The 17,766-nt window shown below is 45.5% G+C and carries 16 protein-coding genes; 2 read left to right on the top strand and 14 right to left on the bottom strand.

The annotated features are described in order from the left end of the window. Positions 1–4: 4 nt before the first annotated feature. The 14 genes from NE473_RS04760 to NE473_RS04695 all read right to left on the bottom strand — a co-directional run bounded on the left by NE473_RS04760 (position 5) and on the right by NE473_RS04695 (position 15,083). Positions 5–1,057, bottom strand: a complete 1,053-nt coding sequence (locus tag NE473_RS04760; protein WP_055649331.1) for a glycoside hydrolase family 130 protein — start codon at positions 1,055–1,057, stop codon at positions 5–7. A 40-nt stretch (positions 1,058–1,097) separates the two neighbouring features. Further along, on the bottom strand, positions 1,098–1,922 hold the full coding sequence (locus tag NE473_RS04755; RefSeq protein WP_055649330.1) for a carbohydrate ABC transporter permease: 825 nt from the start codon (positions 1,920–1,922) through the stop codon (positions 1,098–1,100). Between the two features lie 10 nt (positions 1,923–1,932). Then, positions 1,933–2,841 carry a carbohydrate ABC transporter permease gene (locus NE473_RS04750; protein WP_055649329.1) on the bottom strand — a complete coding sequence of 303 codons (909 nt, stop codon included), beginning with the start codon at positions 2,839–2,841 and terminating at the stop codon, positions 1,933–1,935. Positions 2,842–2,904: 63 nt separating this feature from the next. Further along, on the bottom strand, positions 2,905–4,305 hold the full coding sequence (locus NE473_RS04745; protein WP_055649328.1) for an ABC transporter substrate-binding protein: 1,401 nt from the start codon (positions 4,303–4,305) through the stop codon (positions 2,905–2,907). 11 nt (positions 4,306–4,316) lie between these two features. Then, a complete protein-coding gene (locus NE473_RS04740) occupies positions 4,317–5,087 on the bottom strand; it encodes an SDR family oxidoreductase (RefSeq protein WP_055649327.1) in 771 nt (256 codons plus the stop codon). 4 nt (positions 5,088–5,091) lie between these two features. Beyond that, positions 5,092–5,982, bottom strand: coding sequence for a sugar phosphate isomerase/epimerase family protein (locus NE473_RS04735; protein WP_055649326.1), 891 nt, complete (start codon positions 5,980–5,982; stop codon positions 5,092–5,094). A gap of 316 nt (positions 5,983–6,298) precedes the next feature. Then, a complete protein-coding gene (locus NE473_RS04730) occupies positions 6,299–7,714 on the bottom strand; it encodes a family 4 glycosyl hydrolase (RefSeq protein WP_055649325.1) in 1,416 nt (471 codons plus the stop codon). Next, entirely contained in the window at positions 7,704–8,681 is a 978-nt protein-coding gene (locus tag NE473_RS04725) for a uroporphyrinogen decarboxylase family protein (protein WP_055649324.1), read from the bottom strand. Before NE473_RS04725 ends, NE473_RS04730 begins: the two co-directional genes overlap by 11 nt. 25 nt (positions 8,682–8,706) lie before the next feature. After that, positions 8,707–9,363: a GntR family transcriptional regulator gene (locus tag NE473_RS04720; protein WP_039891871.1), complete on the bottom strand. Its 657-nt coding sequence runs from the start codon at positions 9,361–9,363 to the stop codon at positions 8,707–8,709. A 63-nt stretch (positions 9,364–9,426) separates the two neighbouring features. Further along, positions 9,427–10,605 (bottom strand): metal-dependent hydrolase family protein, encoded by a 1,179-nt coding sequence (locus NE473_RS04715; RefSeq protein WP_006774296.1) that lies wholly within the window; start codon positions 10,603–10,605, stop codon positions 9,427–9,429. A 9-nt stretch (positions 10,606–10,614) separates the two neighbouring features. Next, positions 10,615–11,898 carry an L-cysteine desulfidase family protein gene (locus NE473_RS04710; RefSeq protein WP_055649323.1) on the bottom strand — a complete coding sequence of 428 codons (1,284 nt, stop codon included), beginning with the start codon at positions 11,896–11,898 and terminating at the stop codon, positions 10,615–10,617. 14 nt (positions 11,899–11,912) lie between these two features. Then, the gene (locus tag NE473_RS04705) at positions 11,913–12,770 is read right to left on the bottom strand and encodes a carbohydrate ABC transporter permease (RefSeq protein WP_118076704.1); all 858 of its coding nucleotides are present in this window, start codon (positions 12,768–12,770) and stop codon (positions 11,913–11,915) included. Next, positions 12,770–13,699: a carbohydrate ABC transporter permease gene (locus NE473_RS04700; protein WP_006774293.1), complete on the bottom strand. Its 930-nt coding sequence runs from the start codon at positions 13,697–13,699 to the stop codon at positions 12,770–12,772. Before NE473_RS04700 ends, NE473_RS04705 begins: the two co-directional genes overlap by 1 nt. Before the next feature lie 28 nt (positions 13,700–13,727). Beyond that, positions 13,728–15,083 carry an ABC transporter substrate-binding protein gene (locus tag NE473_RS04695; protein ID WP_006774292.1) on the bottom strand — a complete coding sequence of 452 codons (1,356 nt, stop codon included), beginning with the start codon at positions 15,081–15,083 and terminating at the stop codon, positions 13,728–13,730. A gap of 253 nt (positions 15,084–15,336) precedes the next feature. Between NE473_RS04695 and NE473_RS04690 the strand changes: the two genes are divergently transcribed. Together NE473_RS04690 and NE473_RS04685 are read left to right on the top strand one after the other, a co-directional pair. Beyond that, positions 15,337–16,614, top strand: a complete 1,278-nt coding sequence (locus NE473_RS04690) for a metal-dependent hydrolase family protein (RefSeq protein WP_055649321.1) — start codon at positions 15,337–15,339, stop codon at positions 16,612–16,614. A 24-nt stretch (positions 16,615–16,638) separates the two neighbouring features. Further along, positions 16,639–17,754, top strand: a complete 1,116-nt coding sequence (locus NE473_RS04685; protein WP_006776311.1) for a glycoside hydrolase family 88/105 protein — start codon at positions 16,639–16,641, stop codon at positions 17,752–17,754. Positions 17,755–17,766 lie beyond the last annotated feature (12 nt).

The following is a 17,766-nucleotide window of genomic DNA, read 5'->3' as shown; positions in this document are numbered from 1 at the left end:
TCTTCTATTCTGCTGCTGTATATGATTCCTCTTGTTCAACCCAAAATTCTTCCCGGTCCAGGAATGCTGCGCCAATCTGTTCGATCACCAGATTTTCTTTATCCGGAATATATTTTGCACCATTATACCACATCATCCACCCATTCTGCACCTTAAGAACATACGGCTTATAGACGGCTTTTTCATCAAAGCCATCCACATCCGGAGCAATTATAGGATTGGCCGGATACCGCTCCCAGCCGCTGATCCCGTCCTTTGATCTGGCCAGTCCGATGGCTGCCCGGTCCACATGGATAAAACCGATATAGAACATATAATAGTAATCCTTCCATTTCAGTACCTGACAGGCTGCTACCTTCTCTCTTTCCCATGGATTCTTCTCTTCCTTACGAAGAACAGGATTTGACACCTCTTTCTCCCAGTTTCTTCCATCACGGCTCCAGGCATATCCAACGGCGTCCGGTTCATGGTTTCCGCCTCCGCTGTACCACATCTTATATACTCCCGTCTCCTCCTCATATATCACATGGGGACACATGACTGCCTTCTGCTCCCATGGCTGATCCGGCACAAGAACCGGGGTGTTAAACCGTTCCCAGTGAATTCCATCCCTGCTGGAGGCGTACCCGATACAGGAACGGCCTTCATTCGTATATGGCTTCATCTGTCCGGAATACCACATTTCATAAATGCCGTCTCTTTTTATCACACTGGGCCGGTTCAGTTCATCCGCATCCCACAGTGATTCCGGATTCGGCCTTAAAACTTCCACCGGTTCTTTCCAGTTCAGCCCGTCTTCACTTTCCGTATAGGCAATGCACTCGTGCGGGCGCCAGGAAAACCACATCCTGTAAATTCCGTCCTCGTGAAGAACCGATAAATCGAAACACGTTCCATATTCTCCGCCCAGCACCGGGTTTTTCTCATATTTTCTCCACCCATCACTGGTTCCATATGGGTAAACCGCCAGATTTTCCGGCGTATCCCAGAAAAAACGATCCTCGTATCTGGTTACATAAAAACCACTCTTTGCTAATTCTTCGCTGTACTTCAGCATAAGTATCCTCCTCTATTTTTCTTTTTCTGTCAGGCTGCATTCAGCCCTTGATGGAACCGGCCGTCATTCCTTTTACAATCTGTTTCTGGAACATGGCGTAACAGATGATGACAGGAATCACCATGATCATAACCGTAGCCGTAATCAACCCGTAATCGGCCGCATACTGAGACCTCATATTATAACAGACCTGGTTTAGAGTAATCAGATTCTGTCTGGATATGATAAGAAGGCTTAAAAAAAGATCATTCCAGCAATTAATGAGTACAAAGGTTCCCACTGTGGCCAGCCCTGCTTTCGATAGCGGCAGCATAATCTTTAAAAAAGTCTGCAGTCTGTTGCAGCCATCAATTCTCGCCGCATCCTCCAGTTCATCCGGCAGCCCCATCATAAACGGGACCAGAATAAAGATGCTGAAAGCTAAATTCGTGACAATAAACGCCAGTATGACACCCACTCTGGTATTTAATATCCCTACTCTGCGGAAGATCAGAATAAAAGGGATAATAATGGCATTAATCGGAATCATAATTCCCAGGGAATAATAATGATACAGTCCCCTGTTCTTCCATACCTTGGCAATAATGTACGCACTCATGGCGCTTAAGATCACTACAACGGTCACGGCAGCGGCGGCATATAAAATACTGTTTAACAGATGAACCGGAATATCTGCCACCTGCCAGGCTTCCGCATAATTTTCCCACTCTGGCTGTCTCGGTATCCCAAAGGGCGATCCATAGATTTCCTCGCTCGATTTAAGAGAACATAAACCAATCCAGAACAGGGGATAGAGTGTGATAAACGTCATAAAGACAAGTACTGCATATCGCAGTATTCTAAAAGGATTTAATTTTTTATGCATAACCGGCCTCCTAATCATTTCTGTTTATGAATGCAAAGATACGGTTTACAATCATTGTAACGGCCAGCGCCAGAATCAGCATGCAGACAGCTACCGCAGTTCCCCTCCCGATCGAGGAATCCACGAAAGCCTCCTTATACATGTAGATAGAGAGAAATGTACTCTCCGCCCCCGGTCCTCCCTGGGTCATAAGGTAAGGAATATCAAAAGTCTTAATGGAACCTGTCAGGCAGATAACAACACATACCTGGATCATTGCCTTAATATTGGGAATCATAATACGGAAAAATATATCAACGGTATTGGCTCCGTCTATGTAAGCGCTCTCGATTAATTCTTTGGGAACAGACTGCATTCCAGCCAGAAGAATGATAAAATGGTAACCGATGTACTGCCAGATTCCAGGCATAATAACGGAAAATAATACCACCCCTGGATCAGTAAGCCAGTTTTTAATCATACCCTTCCAGCCCATCGCTTCAAAAAATGCATTTACCGGGCCAAAGGCCGGGTTAAAAAACAGAGAAAACATAAGACCGATTACGGTAGCCGAGATAACCACAGGCACAAAATACACGGACTGGAAAAAATGGAAGCCACGAACTGTGCGGTACACAAGGTATGCCAGAATCAGAGCCAGAGGAAGCTGAATGCAGACACCAGCCGCCATGCTTTTTAAAGTATTGAAAATTACTTTCTTAAAGTATCTGTCGTTGGTAAACAGATCCACAAAATTAGCCATCCCGATAAATTTTGACTGAGTAACGCCATCCCATTTTAAAAGGGAAAAATACAACGATGTAATCATGGGGACAATTAAAAATATTGTGTATAAGACAAACGATGGAATATGGAAACAGATAGAAAAAATCCATTTTCCCTTCTTTATATTATTTTTTTTCTTCATTCTAAGTTCCATGGCAACCCCCTTTCACAGAAGATCCGGGAATCAGGATGCAAAGATTCCCGGATCTTTCAGTTGTTAATTTTCCTTTGCCGCTGTCAGAGACTTGTTGATATTTTCAATCACCTGATCCGGCGTGCTGATTCCCGCCATTAATTCATCAATTCCATCAGCAAAGTCAGTCCAGCACTCCGTTTTTGGACACGCCTGCGGAAGGTTGGGACAGGATTCTTTTCCTCTTGCAAATTCAATCACTTCAGCCAGTTTCTGTTTTTCAACCTTATCCGCATCGACTTCTATATCCAGTCTGGAAGGGATACCTCCGCCGCTGTAGAGAGTAAGTTCCTGAATTTCGCGTGAATAAAGATAATCCATCAGTTCGATCACCGCATCTTTTTTATCCGGATCCTCCCATGCACTTCTGGAAATTACATACCCCATGTCTCCTCCTGACCGTGCAAAATTCGACGTATCCCTTGTTCCGCCCGGCATACCCGGGGCCGGAATAATAACAGTCTTATCTGCCATCTCCTTAGACATATTGGACAACTGCCATGTCCACGCATAGATCATGGCTGCTTTTCCTTCGTTATACATGGCAAAATGCTGGTTCCAGTCTCCAATGGAAATCGTATCAGACGGGAACAGCTTATTCTCCCTCATAGTCTCAATGATTTCAAGAGTCTTTCTGATATTCGGTGTATCTACAGTATACTCTTCATTTATCTTTCTGAAATCTTCCTGACAGTCAGGCATCTGTCCTAATATTTCGGCAACAAACTCATGAGCAGGATTTCCGCCCTTAGACCCCATGGCAAAAGGAACAATACCGTTTTCATTAAATACCTTTCCCACTGCAATCATATCATCAAGCGTTTTCGGCAGTTCCAGACCATATTGATCAAATAACTCCTGATTGCAGAACCATACCCCGTACTCCAGTCCAAGGGTAATGGTAGCCAGAGTTCCATTGGCTGACGTTCTGTCAAAGGAATCCTGCGGAAAGAGTTCCCTCTTGATGTTCTGGGATGCATCCAGATACTCGTCAAAGGGAATGATGACGTCTGCATCCAGAAGCATGGCGGAATTGCCGCCGCTTCCCCAGTAAAGAAATACATCCGGTACCGTATTGCTGGCCACGTCAGTCTTTATCTTAGCTTTTAATTCATCACCCAGAATATTCTCGTGCTCCAGTTTAAATTCAGATGCATGTTCTTTGGCAAACTGGTCTATGGCATCATAAACCGGTTTTGTCTTTGGATCAGAAGGTGTCTGCCAGCTGACCAGGCGTATCGTTGGAACGTTCCCTTTCTGGGCTGTTTTTTCCTGTTCTGTCGATTGTTCCCGGGCAGCTGCAGTAGTTTCCTGACCACCGCCGACAGCTTCCGTTCCCTGCTTTTTCCCACATCCTGCAAGCAGACTGCCGGCTATGGCTGCACATAAAACAATACCCAATACCTTTTTTCCTGTTTTTCTCATAAGTTTCCTCCTTAAAACGCGGTATATCCGCCATCAATTACATAGTCTGATCCGGTTACAAAACCTGATGCATCTCCTGCCAAGTATACAATAAGAGCCTTAAGTTCATCGGCCTGACCGAAACGGCGCAGAGGTGTCCACTGTTCGAAATTGGATTGTCCCACTTCCTCCGGCTTTAACGGTGTATCACTCCACGTCCTGATATAGCCGGGACTTACGGTATTGACCCGTATTCCATGTCTGGCCCACTCCACAGCCAGACTCTTCCCCAGCATAATCACCCCTGCCTTGGAAGAATTATACGCGCATTGGCACTGTGGGATATTCGCGATATGCCCTGACATGGAAGCAGTCAGAATTATGGAACCTGAAATATGATTTTCTATCATACTGCGTCCTGCTGCTCTTGCAGTTATAAAGGCTCCTGTCAGATTTACCTCTATCACCCGTTTGAATTCTTTTAACGGCATGTCCTCTGCCGGAATATCCTGGAACGTACCGGCATTACAGAAGCAGATATCCAGTTTTCCCCATTCAGCCGCCACGTTTTCAACCACAGCCAGAATCTCTTCCTCTGCCGTAATATCTGCCTGAAACGCCAGGGCATGTTTCCCTGTCTTCCTGATCTCTTCTGCAGTCTGAAATACCTCATCTTTTAAATCAACGACCGCAACATCAGCGCCGGCCTCCGCTAAAGCGAGAGCACAAGCCTTTCCGATTCCATGGGCCGCACCTGTCACAAGAGCGGTTTTACCGCATAGCCTCATTTCTTCTAAAATCATTCTCTCAACCTCCAAATTGTCCGCGAATATATTCAATTCCCTGGCGGGCCAGCTTGAGACGGGATTCCAGTGACAGATCCGGATCGAGATCACGCCACATCCTCATATTATGTCCCTGAACGCCGCCGAATTTATAAAAAGACTCTACAATTACAGCTTTGTCATAGCCAATGTCCCGAAGTGCCTGTCCCACCTCATTCCATGGAATTCTGTCTGTATGATAGGGAACCTTCCTGTTAGGCTCACTCACATGAAAATGTCCAAGATAGCCCCTGGCGCTACGTATGGCTTCAGGTAAACTGTCTTCCTCAATATTCATATGGAAGCAGTCTAACAGCAGCTTACAGTTTGGGCTTCCCACTGCCTTACAGACCTCTATTCCTTCTGCCGCTGTATTCATAAGATAATGCTCGAACCGGTTGACAATTTCCAGATTTACGGTTACATTGTTATCTTCCGCCGTCTTCATCACCTTTCTTAAGCCGGCAATACAGTTGTCCTTTCTCCTCTTTTTATCATCAGGCTCAATCACCTGTAACGAATAATCGGCAGGCCAGTTGGAATATACAATTCCGCCAATCCCGGTTGCTCCAAGCACCCCCATACTCTCAATAATCCGTTTCAAATGCTCTACTGCCTTTTCTCTGTTCGCCTCATCTTCGCCAGCCATATCCCAGCCTGCAGGATAGCCGAACGTAAAGGCCGGTTCAATCCCAATCTCTTCCATATACATTTTAAGTTCTCGAATTTTATCCTTTTCCATGTCAAACATCTCTTTCGTAGGAAAAAATTCAAATACATCAGAACCGGCTTCCTTTGCCTGCTTTAAACACTCCCGCACCCCCAGTTCATCATACCAGCTTCCCAAGTGTCCAAAATGTATTCCATACTTCATATCAGTTAAAACCACCTCTCATACTCAATTTCAGCTTCATAATCAGATTCCTGACGACGTTTCCGGAATATCGTCTTTGGCCGCGCGGATATTCTTATCCAAACCAATCATTGATATCCGCCGCCTTTATATTTATTATATACAACGGTATCGGGATACTAAATCCAAAATATATCATATTTATATAGTTTTCTTCGGTTTTTGATTTTATTTTAGGTGTTATGCTGCAATTTTTATATTATAGGAGCCCTTTTCTGCAATAAAAAATACGCAGAAAGATATTGCATCCTCCTGCGTATTTCATTCTTATGTATCTTTAAATCCAATGTTCCCATTCTTTCGGCAGATACGCCTTTGTTCCCTTAAGCATATCGATCACCAGCGAGCGCACATCTTTTTCAGATGGCTTTTTCGCTTTCACATTCGGATCTTCCAGAAAAGCCTCAACAACCAGTTCTAAATCCGGGCTGAGAGCCGCTCTCATCGTCTTATCATGTACACGAACGTGAGGCATTATCAGGTCTAAGACCGGCTGAGGAAGACTTCCCGCCATAATCGGCCGGATACTGTTCCTGTCAAAAATGGCATTCGTCTCCACCACCTCATCGACCGGCAGATTACTGATCTGTCCGTCTGTATTGGGTATATTAACATTCGAGACCATTCGTCCCAAACCGCACAGCGCCTTGATCAGCAGAATTCCCTCTTCTCCTGTCGGTTTCAGTTCCACCTGCTCCTCCCGTTCAAACAGCTTCCGGCTCTTTTCCAGTCGTTCTTTTAAATCATTCTTTCTCCAGTCCACTGTGGTCAGGCCAAATTTCCACGACTTTACCGTCTCCGGATCCTTCAAATAGAGATCGCCAGGCATAAACTCAGCCAGATGGCGGTCACCTGCGGCCGCTATCATACCATACTTCTTAAATAAGTCAAATTTCACCCGGTGAGCGCAGTGAAACGCAGAATTCATCCAGCTTCTATCCTTTTCCTGGAACCCTTCCTCAAAATGACTGTCAATATAATCTCTGTATACAGGAAATAAGTCAATTCCTCTGTATGACGCATAGTCAAACCATGTAAAATGATTGATCCCCAATACGTTGACATGAATATCGCTTCTCTCAATATCCTTCAGGCCAAGCATCTGTTCTGTAATACCCTTTAAGACACGCTGAGTGCCAAACACTTCATGGCAGCATCCAAAGGCCTTAATTTCAGGAAATACGCAATAAAGCACCTTCACACACAGCGTCATTGGATTGGTATAATTGATTACCCATGCGTCCGGAGAATATTTTTTAATTGCCTCACCAATCTCAACAAACATCGGCAGGGTTCTCAAAGACCTCATAATTCCTCCCGGCCCTGCCGTATCCCCCACTGACTGCCAGATTCCCAGACGTTCCGGTGTATGTACATCCACAGCCATCTCATCGAACGTTCCCGGCAGAATAGAAATCACTACAAAGTCAGCACCCGTAAGAGCAGACTCCAGACTGCTGTATGTCTCATAATTCCATTTGCCGGATGCGTCCTCTCTTGTACTTAAATCATTGCCGATTCTTTCATTATGGCCGGCCGCTTCCATGTCAATGTCATACAGCCGGATTGTACCGGACATATTTTTTTCCATAGCCAGGTCTGTCATAAATGTCCATGCCCAGCCTCTGGAGCCCCCTCCTATATATGCGATCTGAAGATCTGAAACCGCATTCTGCTTCTCATCATAATTCATAACTGCCTCCTCTATACGTCTCACAGGCTTTTTCCATCATACGTATCCTCTCATAGGGCAGATTACCGGGCAGTGTACAGTCACTGGCCAGAATAAAACCCGGATAATCATTTTCCGCCAGGATATTATGGACTTCCCGTTCCAGTTCTTCCGGGCTTCCGGAAATCAGGATCTGGCTGCCGTCATCCATGCCTCCCATGATCACCTTCCCCGGAAACAGCTTTCTTCCCTCAAAAAGCTTCACACCGCTCTCCAATATTCCCCAGTTTACCGCTTCACACGGATAATCCACGTAGCGTTCTAAATCTACAAGCGGTTTGCACATGTGCAGAATATTACCGATAGGCGCATGGTCAATCTCTCTCATCAACTGCTCTTCCAGGGGCGCTATATAACGTGCATGCTCTTCGGCGGTAAATCCATCACGTTCTCCGCCCAGAGCGGCATAGTAGATCCCGTCAGCCCCCGCTGCAATACACTCTTCTGCCAGAATCGTCAGAGACTCGGCAATCGCCTGATAAGCACTGTATACACTGTCGGGATTTGTACGCAGATGATACAGCTGGGCGTAACGCCCCACCTTATCATATCTGGAACACTGCATCAGCGCATGGGAAGCCGATGCCACGATCCCGTGTACCGTGGCAATCACAGGCGTATCGTCTGCGGTACTGTCTACGATCCTTTTAACCAGTTCCACCTGAGAACGGATAAACGGATGGTTTCTTCCACACGCTTTCACATCAGCCCAGTCCGCAGCCTCCATAATTGGGTGTTGGACGGGGTATAAATTTTCATTCATAACCTTACAAATATCAGTTTTTGTTTCTTCAAAATATTTTAAATGTGCAGCAAGGGCCTCCTCCCCATGATGCTGCTCCGTGGGAAAATGCATCCAGAAGCCCATCGGCGTCCTGTCTGGCTTTTCTCCCTTAAATACTGCTGTTATCCGTTCTCTGCGGTTCATAACCTGTCCTTTCCAAAGGCGTCGGTTAAAGAAACAGCTCCTTCCCAATCGTGGCAATGTCATCGTGCAGCAGCTGTTCCGCTTTTTCAAAGTTGCGTTCCATCAGCGCATGCTCAATTTCGATATGATATTTCTTCTCAGAATTATTAAAAAATTTATCCTGTTTTTCCGGCGTACTGAGCATGTGGGCATAGGCACGCCATTCCAGCTTAATCAGCTTGGCGATTACGTCCACAGCAAGGTCATTTCCGCCAAAAGAGCACATTGTAGTGTGAAACAGTGTATTATGCATCCAACGCTTCTGTACGTCAATATTGCCCGTAATCACATCTTCCATCCAGTTTTTATTCAGCGTCCGTATTTTTTCAAGCATTTCTTCATTAAAAGACTCTGACATCTTCCGGAATGCATTCATCTCGATTAAAAGTCTCAGTTCCGTAGAATTCGTAATATCCTTTTGGGTCACAGGGATAATCTGGTATCCCAGGCGGGGAATGCTGCGCAAAATTCCCTCATTGCAGAGTTCTATTAAGGCCTCCCGCACTGGAGCCTTGCTTACTCCATATAATTCTATAAACTGCTTCTCTGTGAGGAACTCATCGGGTGGAAAACGCTCAACAACCAAATCATTAAAAATTTTCGTATATACCTGTTCTTTTAAACTCATTTTTTTAGCTGCCATAACCATTTTCCTCCGAATATCTATTTCTTTATCCCGCCATTTTTCCGTTCTTAATTAATAAAACTAACCTAATTTATTAAGTATTAGTGTACCATTCGCACAAACTTCTTGCAAGTCGTTTCGATATGCTGCCAGGTTCTCCAGCGGGTTAGAATTCAGGAACAGAATATCAGCACATTTGCCTTCTTCGAGGCTGCCTGTCTCTCCCCATATTCCTAAAAGCCTGGCGGCATGTTCCGTAGCACTTTTAATAATATCTTTTCTTGCCATGCCGGCATGTTCCATATAGAGCATCTCGTCGGCAAACTCCCCCTGATCCATAAAGAACCCGCCGCTGTCACGCCCAAATGCAATCAATACCCCCTGATCATACGCCTCTTTAAAACGCTTCCTCTTATCGCCTATCATAGCGCGGGAAGCAAAGATAGCGTCCGGAACAATTCCACATCCCACTTCACTGGCTGCAGCAATCTCATAGGGCGTAAACGTTGGAACTACATAAACGCCCTGTCTGATAATCTGCTCATTAATCTCCGGATCTAAATAAGTGGCATGCTCGATAGAGGCAGCACCCGCCTTAAGCAGAATTTCCATTCCTGCCCTGCTGTGACAGTGGCAGGCCACTTTTTTTCCGTGTTTGGCGGCTTCAGACACCATGGCCGCCAGTTCATTAAGCTCCAGTTCCACAGCCCCCGGATCTTCTCCAGCCTTTCCCAAACCTCCGGTTACCATGGCCTTGATAAAATCAACACCTTCGAACAGAAACTGACGCACCGCCTTCCTTGCTTCTATAGGTCCTGTAATATCAAAGCCTGGTTCATGGCCACCTACCACTTTAAGCGGAGTCCCACTGCACAAAAGTCTTGGCCCCTTAATCTTTCCCTTCCTGATAAAATCCCGGATAGCCAGTGTTTCCATATACTTTCCGCCGCAGTCTCTGGCTGTCGTAATCCCATGAGAAACCATCCGCTCACAATTTATTACTCCCTCCATTGTCAGCTCCGCTGTATTCTCCTGAAAGAAAACCGCCATATGATGATCTCCGCCTACCATTGTAACATGCGCGTGGCAGTCTATAACCCCCGGGACCAGGTATTTTCCCTCTACATCAAAGGTTCTGTCACACACAAAGCCTTCCGGTGCAGTCCCTGTCATGGTAATCCGCTCCGCCTCCACAGCTATATCTTTCCGGCAGAAATGGTCTTCCTCCCACACCATTCCATTTTTAAATAATGTAATCATCCTTACCTCCTATGCATACTGTCCCAGCATCAGATCTAAAATCACCTGATCGGTACAGTTCATCCCGTCTTTATCCAGAATCCCCAGATTTTGGATGGTCTTTTCCGCCGACTGTTCCACTATTCCATCCCGGTCAGTGGCAGATATTCCTTTAAGAGCCAGCATAGCCGACTGAACTGCAGTCCCCGCAGCTGTAGCCAGTTTTAAAGAACAACCGGGTTTTGCACCATCACAGATCATACCGGAAAGATCTGCTGCCACATTTTTTATAGCTGCTTCTACCATCGGAACAGTTCCATGATTCATCCATGTAATGCCGGCTGCCGCTCCAATAGCCGCCGCCAATCCACAGCCGCAGATCGGTGATAAACGCCCGGTATACTGCTTGGTATACACGGTAATCAGCTGGCTCAGTGCAGCTGCGCAAATCATCTTCTCCTCAGAAGCGCCACTTCTTACAGCCGCGGCGGCCACCGGCAGCGTCGCTTCGATACACTGGTTACCGCTTCCGCAGAGCGACATCATGGGAAGTTCACACCCCGCCATTCTGGCATCCGCTGCGGCTGCAGTAATATATTTTACCTCATTGACAAGACCGTGTTCTCCCTGTACCGCCATTTCTTTTAAAGCCTTCCCGACACCCAGTCCATACTTCCCCTTCAGTCCTTCATCAGAGAGCTTCTTAGACAGTTCTACTGCTTTCCTGGTGGATGCCAGACGTCTGGCATCAGCCACAGAGGCAAATTCACAAAAATCCTGAATGGTATACCCTCTCAAATCTGTCTTCACCGATTCATCTGCAGAACCTTTTTCCTGCCCGGGCACCTTCAGTTCCGCTCCATCTCTCATGACAGAAACAATGTTTGTATGCAGTCCATCCACGATAACCTTAGATTCATGGCCTCCGCCACGGCAGATTACCTCGATATGAATTCTGCTGCTGTGTTTGGCTTCACAGACTTCAATCCGGTTCTGCCTCATCATCAGCCCGGCCTTTTTACAGACATCGGGGGTAGCATCATTTAAAATCATCAGTTTTTTATCAATATCTGTAAGCTGTACGCCCATAGCCGCCGCGGCAGTGATTCCATAGCTGTCCGTATTGGGAATCCCCACCCCCATAACATTCTTGAGAATATTTTTACTGGCTGCGATCTCCACTTTTTCTGCAGGCACACCCAGTGCTTTTGCTGCCACCGCACAGGCATATGTAACAGCCGCCGGTTCTGTGCAGCCCAGAGCAGGCTGTAATTCCTTATTCAGGACGTCGTATAACTCTTCATAACGTTTCATTGTATCTTCTCCTCTTACCCCTTAATTCCAGTGGATGCAATCCCCTCCACCAAATATTTCTGCATTGTCAGAAAAATAATAAATATGGGGACCAGTGACAGTGTAGCCATGGCAAACATTGCACCCCAGTCTGATCCTGCCGTCGGATCTGCAAACAGCTTCAGGGCGTAAGCCACTGGATACTGAAGGGGATTATTTAAGAAGATCAGCGACGACATAAAATCATCCCATCTCCACATAAAGGAGAAAATGGCGCTGGTCACAATGGACGGCTTGATGAGCGGCAGAATAATTCTCGTAAATATACCGTAGATGCTGCAGCCATCAATTTTTGCCACCTCGTCTAAATCCCTTGGTATTCCTTTGATAAACTGAATATTTAAAAAGATGAAAAAACCCTGCCCAAAAAAGTGCGGAACAATCAAAGGCAGATACGTTCCCACCCATCCCATCTGATTAAACAGGATATACTGTGGTATCATAATAATCTGGAACGGCAGCATCATGGATACAAGCATTGCGCTGAACCATATTCCTTTTCCCTTAAAATTGCATCTGGCAAATCCATAAGCGATAATTGCAGAAGAGCATACCGCTCCCACAGTGGCCAGACCTGATATGATCAGTGAATTTTTAAAAAATACCGTGAAAGAGACATTGGCAAATCCCTTCCAGCCCTTTATGTAATTTCCCAGATGAAAAGACTGCGGCAGCAGATGTTCCGCATGACGGAAAATTTCTGTCGTGTCTTTAAATGATCCCATAATCATCCACACCAGCGGATATATCATAACGCAGGCAAAGGAAAACGTGAACAGATGATAAATCACTCTCATTGCATTTCGTTTTAAAGTATAATTTTTCATACGCATTATCCTTCTGATTCATAATAAACCCAGTACTTCTGCGACTTAAAAAGGATAAAAGTCAGCAGTCCGATAAACGCCACCATAAACCACGCCATCGCGCAGCTGTATCCCAGCTTTTCATTGGTAAATGCATTCTGATACATATAAACCGCATAAAAAAGGGTCGAATTTTTCGGTTTTCCTTCTGTGATGATATAACTCTGGGTAAATGCCATAAACCCACTGATCAGCTGATTAATCAGGTTAAAGAAGATAGTCGGAGTCAGCATCGGCAGCGTGATCTTAAAAAATTTTGTGATCCCACTGGCACCATCTACCGTAGCCGCCTCATAAAGACTGACCGGAACCTGCTTAAGACCAGATAAAAAGATCAGCATGGAGGAACCAAACTGCCAGACAGCCAGAATAATCAGAACCCATATTGCCGTCTCTTCTTTTCCCAGCCATACAGTTTTGGAAGGAAGACCAATCAACGCCAGAAGTGCATTTATCACACCATCACTGGCCCAAATCCTTTTCCACAAAATTGCTACTGCCACACTGGAACCGATAATGGACGGCAGATAGTAAACCGCCCGGTAGAAGCCCGAAAGCTTTGTATTCTTCACCAGCAGCATGGCTACGATCAATGCCATAAGGAGGCGGAGCGGTACTCCAAATACCACGTACTTAACCGTTACCATTAACACTTTCCAGAACAAATCATCCTCTGTAAACATGGTGATATAGTTGTCCAGCCCGATAAACACCGGAGATTTCAAAATGTTATACCGGGTGAAAGAGTACGCCAGTGACATTACCATTGGATAAAACAGGAATACCATGAAACCAATGATGAAGGGCAGGATAAATACATATCCTGCAACCTTCTCCTGGTTTAAAATCTGTTTCAACGTCTTCTTCGTACCCGGGGTTTTCTGCGTTTTTTTCAAGGCAATCCCTCCAAACCGTAATCAAGCTCTATTGCTTTGCTTCCTCTAACGTCTTTTTTGCGTATTCTGTAAATTCTTTTGCAGCAGTCTCCACGTCCATGGAACCATCCCTGATATTTTCTACATATGTATCGAGTTTGGTTGTCACATCACTTGACCCCTCCGGATCAGGTGCATCGACCGGTGTTGCAACCTCTCCAACTTTTGCTACAAAATCGAATACCTGGGCATTGGCGCTGTCAAGCGTTCCCTTAATCGCTTCCTGTACATCAGTATTGACCGGAACGCCCCGTTCACCCTGAAGAATTTCGTTGGCCTCCACTGAATTTGTAATCCAGTCTACAAATTTAGCGGCCTCCTCTTTATATTGAGAAGTCTCGGCCACAGAGAAAAACTGACTGGGCTTTAAATAGATCGGCTGCTGGGTTGCCCCTTCGGTTGTAGGATACATGGACATTCCAAAATCTCTTCCTGCTGCGGTGACCATGGCCGAATACTGATTCGAAAATGAGAAATCGTTCCATACCGTACCGTCAATAATCGGCTTTGTCTCAACCACCTTAGGATTTTTTTCAACCAAAAGTTCCTGAGATATACTGAATTCCGCATCACTGAATTTCTTTATATACTCGAAATCCTTCTTAACAGCAGTCTCATCTCCCGCTTCCAGCTCGTCCCATAAATGAGATCCATAGCTTCTCGCGATCTCACCCATCAGCACATACCCTCCGTCATAGTAGGTCAGCGCACCGGTTTTTTCGTAAATCGTCTGTCCAATCTCATACAGTTCCTCGATCGTCATTTGGTCCGGTATTGTTACACCTGCCTTATCTACAATCTCTTTATCATAATATATTGCTGGTGCGTTGCTGCCAAGAGAGATCGCATAACACGTTCCGTTAATGCTCCCACTCTCAATTACACTTTCAGGTATTTTATCCGTCTTAATCGTCCCATTATCGATAAATTCGGAAAGATTCGCCAGAGAATTGCTGGATACATATTTTTCCAAGTATCTGTAATCCATCTGAATGATATCTGGCATATTACCACCTGCTGTAGATGTAGCCAGCTTGTCCCAGTAGCCGTTCCAGTCCGTAAACTCAGGCATAATCGTAACATTGGGATTATCCTTCATATAGAGATCAATCACCTGCTGCGTCAAATCATTCCTGACCTGATTCCCCCACCAGAACAGTTTTAAAGTGACCGGTTCCCCCTCTGCCGCCGAAGAAACAGCTTCTGTGGAAGCATCTGCCTGAGCCTCTTGTGTGCTCGAGACTGACTGTTTCTCAGTTTCCGCGGTATCAGGTTTGGAAGAACATCCCGCCACGCTGAGGGCCATAACTGCCGCCATAGTAAATGCCAATCCTTTTCGTTTCATAAGTAACCTCCTCAAATAATAATTTTGTATCGCTTGCTTGCGTTTGTAATATTCTTATTAATCATATTACTAATATTATTAATTGTCAATATATACAACAAAATATTTTATTTTAATTTATAATAGTGCATTTTTCGTTGACTTTTTCAATGTCAAATGGTAATATCCGTTTATATAGGCAACATTTTGCGTTTGTACCATTCATTTTATTCATATTTGTAATCATATCAATTTTACTTAGAAAGAGGACACTATGAAAAGGCAAATTATTACCAACTGTAATGTATTCGATGGAAACCATGAGCAGCTGAAACTGCACTCACACATCATAATAGAAGATAACCTGGTAACTGAAATCTCCTCTTCCGACGTCTCAGCGGAAAATTTTGACGAGATCATAGATGCCGGCGGGCGGACCGTTATTCCCGGTCTGGTGGATTGTCACGTTCACGTAGCCTTAACAGGAGGCGGTTCTGAAATGGAGTGTATGCGGGCAGACGAAACCGCCGTGAGAGGCGCGAAAAACGCGGAAGAAATGCTTTACCGCGGCTTTACTACCGTCCGGGATGCCGGAGGACTGGTATGGGGAATTAAACACTGTATAGATACCGGCTATACCATCGGCCCAAGGATTTTCCCCAGCCACTCCGGCATCGGACAGACCAGCGGCCACTGCGACAACCGCCCGGGAGCAGCTTCCATGCGCACACTTACCGGCTATATGTCTCCTGTGATGGACAATAAAATCTGGATTCTTGCAGACGGTGCAAATGAAGTATTAAAGGCTGCCAGAGACCAGTTGTTTTTAGGTGCATCACAAATCAAACTGTTTTTGGGCGGTGGGATTGCTTCCGTCTTTGATCCTCTCTACACGGTCCAGTATACAGAGGAAGAAATTCGCGCAGCCGTTCAGGCAGCCAAAGATTACGGAACTTACGTCATGGCTCATTTATACACCTGCGAATCAATGCAGAGAGCCGTCAGGGCCGGAGTCATGAGTCTGGAGCACACTCAGCTGATGGATGACGAAACAGCCCGGATGATATGTGATAACGGCGTCTGGGTCTGCCCCTGCCCTGCATTCGCAGAAGATTCCATGATGGATTTCATCTCCACGGAGGATATGCAGAAAAAATACAGGATTGTAAAACAGGGAGTGGAACAGCAGACGGAATTAATTGATAAGTATCACCTGAATGTAGTTTTTGGAACGGATATGGCAACTAACAAATATTTCTGTGAAGAGCATCAGCTTAAAGACTTCGGCACATGGGGACGGCGTTACGGCAGTTTCAAGACACTTCAGGCTGCTACCGGACGTGCTCATGACCTTTTTAAGCTTTCCACATATCGGAATCCATACCCGGAAGGCAAAATCGGAGTCTTAGAAGAAGGTTCCTTCGCAGACCTTCTGATTGTAGATGGAAATCCTGTAAGGCAGGTTGATTTGCTTACAGATAAAAATAACTTCCGCGTTATTATGAAGGATGGCACAATTTACAAAAATACCCTTCATAATGAGGGTGTATGATACTATAAAGAATGGAGATCGTCTATGGACAGAGAAGTGATTTCTCAAAAAATTGATCTGGTTGTAGATCGGCTTATGGCTTTGGGAGGAGCAGATTATGCCAAAGACAAGATGGCGGATTCTGGCAACCGTTTTACCGGATTGATCGAACGGGATTTTGGAATTGAAGAATGGGACTGGCCCCAGGGTCTCGGATTATATGGTTTGATTAAATGTCTGCAGGGAAAAAAACATAACCGCTATATGGAATTTCTTGATCATTGGTTTCAACGGAATATTGCGCTCGGCCTTCCATCAAAAAATATTAACACCACTGCTCCATATCTGGCTCTTCTTCCACTCTCTGAGCTCACAGGTAATCAAATCTACCGACAGATGTGTACGGAGCGGGCTGAATGGCTGATGAATACACTTCCCCGTACAAAATACGAAGTATTTCAGCATGTGACCTCAGCATTTGGTGACCGCAATGGGGTGAACCTTCACGATGGGGAAATCTGGGTGGATACGCTGGTCATGGCTGTACTGTTTCTCAATCAGGCCGGCTGCAAACTCGGACGGCCTGAATATTCACAGGAAGCACTCTACCAGTATCTGTCCCATATCAAATATCTGTTTGACCGTTCAAACAGCCTGATCCACCATGGCTGGACCTTTCATGGAAACAACAATTTTGGCGGCGTATACTGGTGCCGCGGAAATGCCTGGTTTACCTATGGAATCCCCTGTCTGCTTGCTGATTCAGACGATTCCATCAGTCCTGGTATCTTCCGCTACCTGGTGAACACATGGAAAGCTCAGGTGGACACACTTGTTTCCCTTCAGGATCACAACGGGCTGTGGCACACAGTGCTGGACGATCCGGCCAGCTACTGCGAAGTATCCGGATCTTCCGCCATTGCCGCCGGTATTTTAAAAGGTATTCATCTCGGAATTCTGGATTCATCGTATCTGCCCACAGCAGAGCTGGCCATTTCCGCTGTATGTGATAACATTGCTGCAGACGGAACCGTACTAAACGTATCAGCTGGAACTGGCATTGGTATGAATGCTGATCACTACAAAAATATTGTGATTAAACCAATGGCATACGGCCAGTCTCTGGCTATTCTGGCCCTGACAGAAGCTTTAGAAGGCTGATCGGACGCCACA

The organism is Hungatella sp. SL.1.14 (genome assembly GCF_024460495.1).
Classification (GTDB): domain Bacteria; phylum Bacillota; class Clostridia; order Lachnospirales; family Lachnospiraceae; genus Hungatella; species Hungatella hathewayi.
Note: the sequence above shows the minus strand (reverse complement) of the source record. Positions and strands in the feature narration are given on the sequence as shown.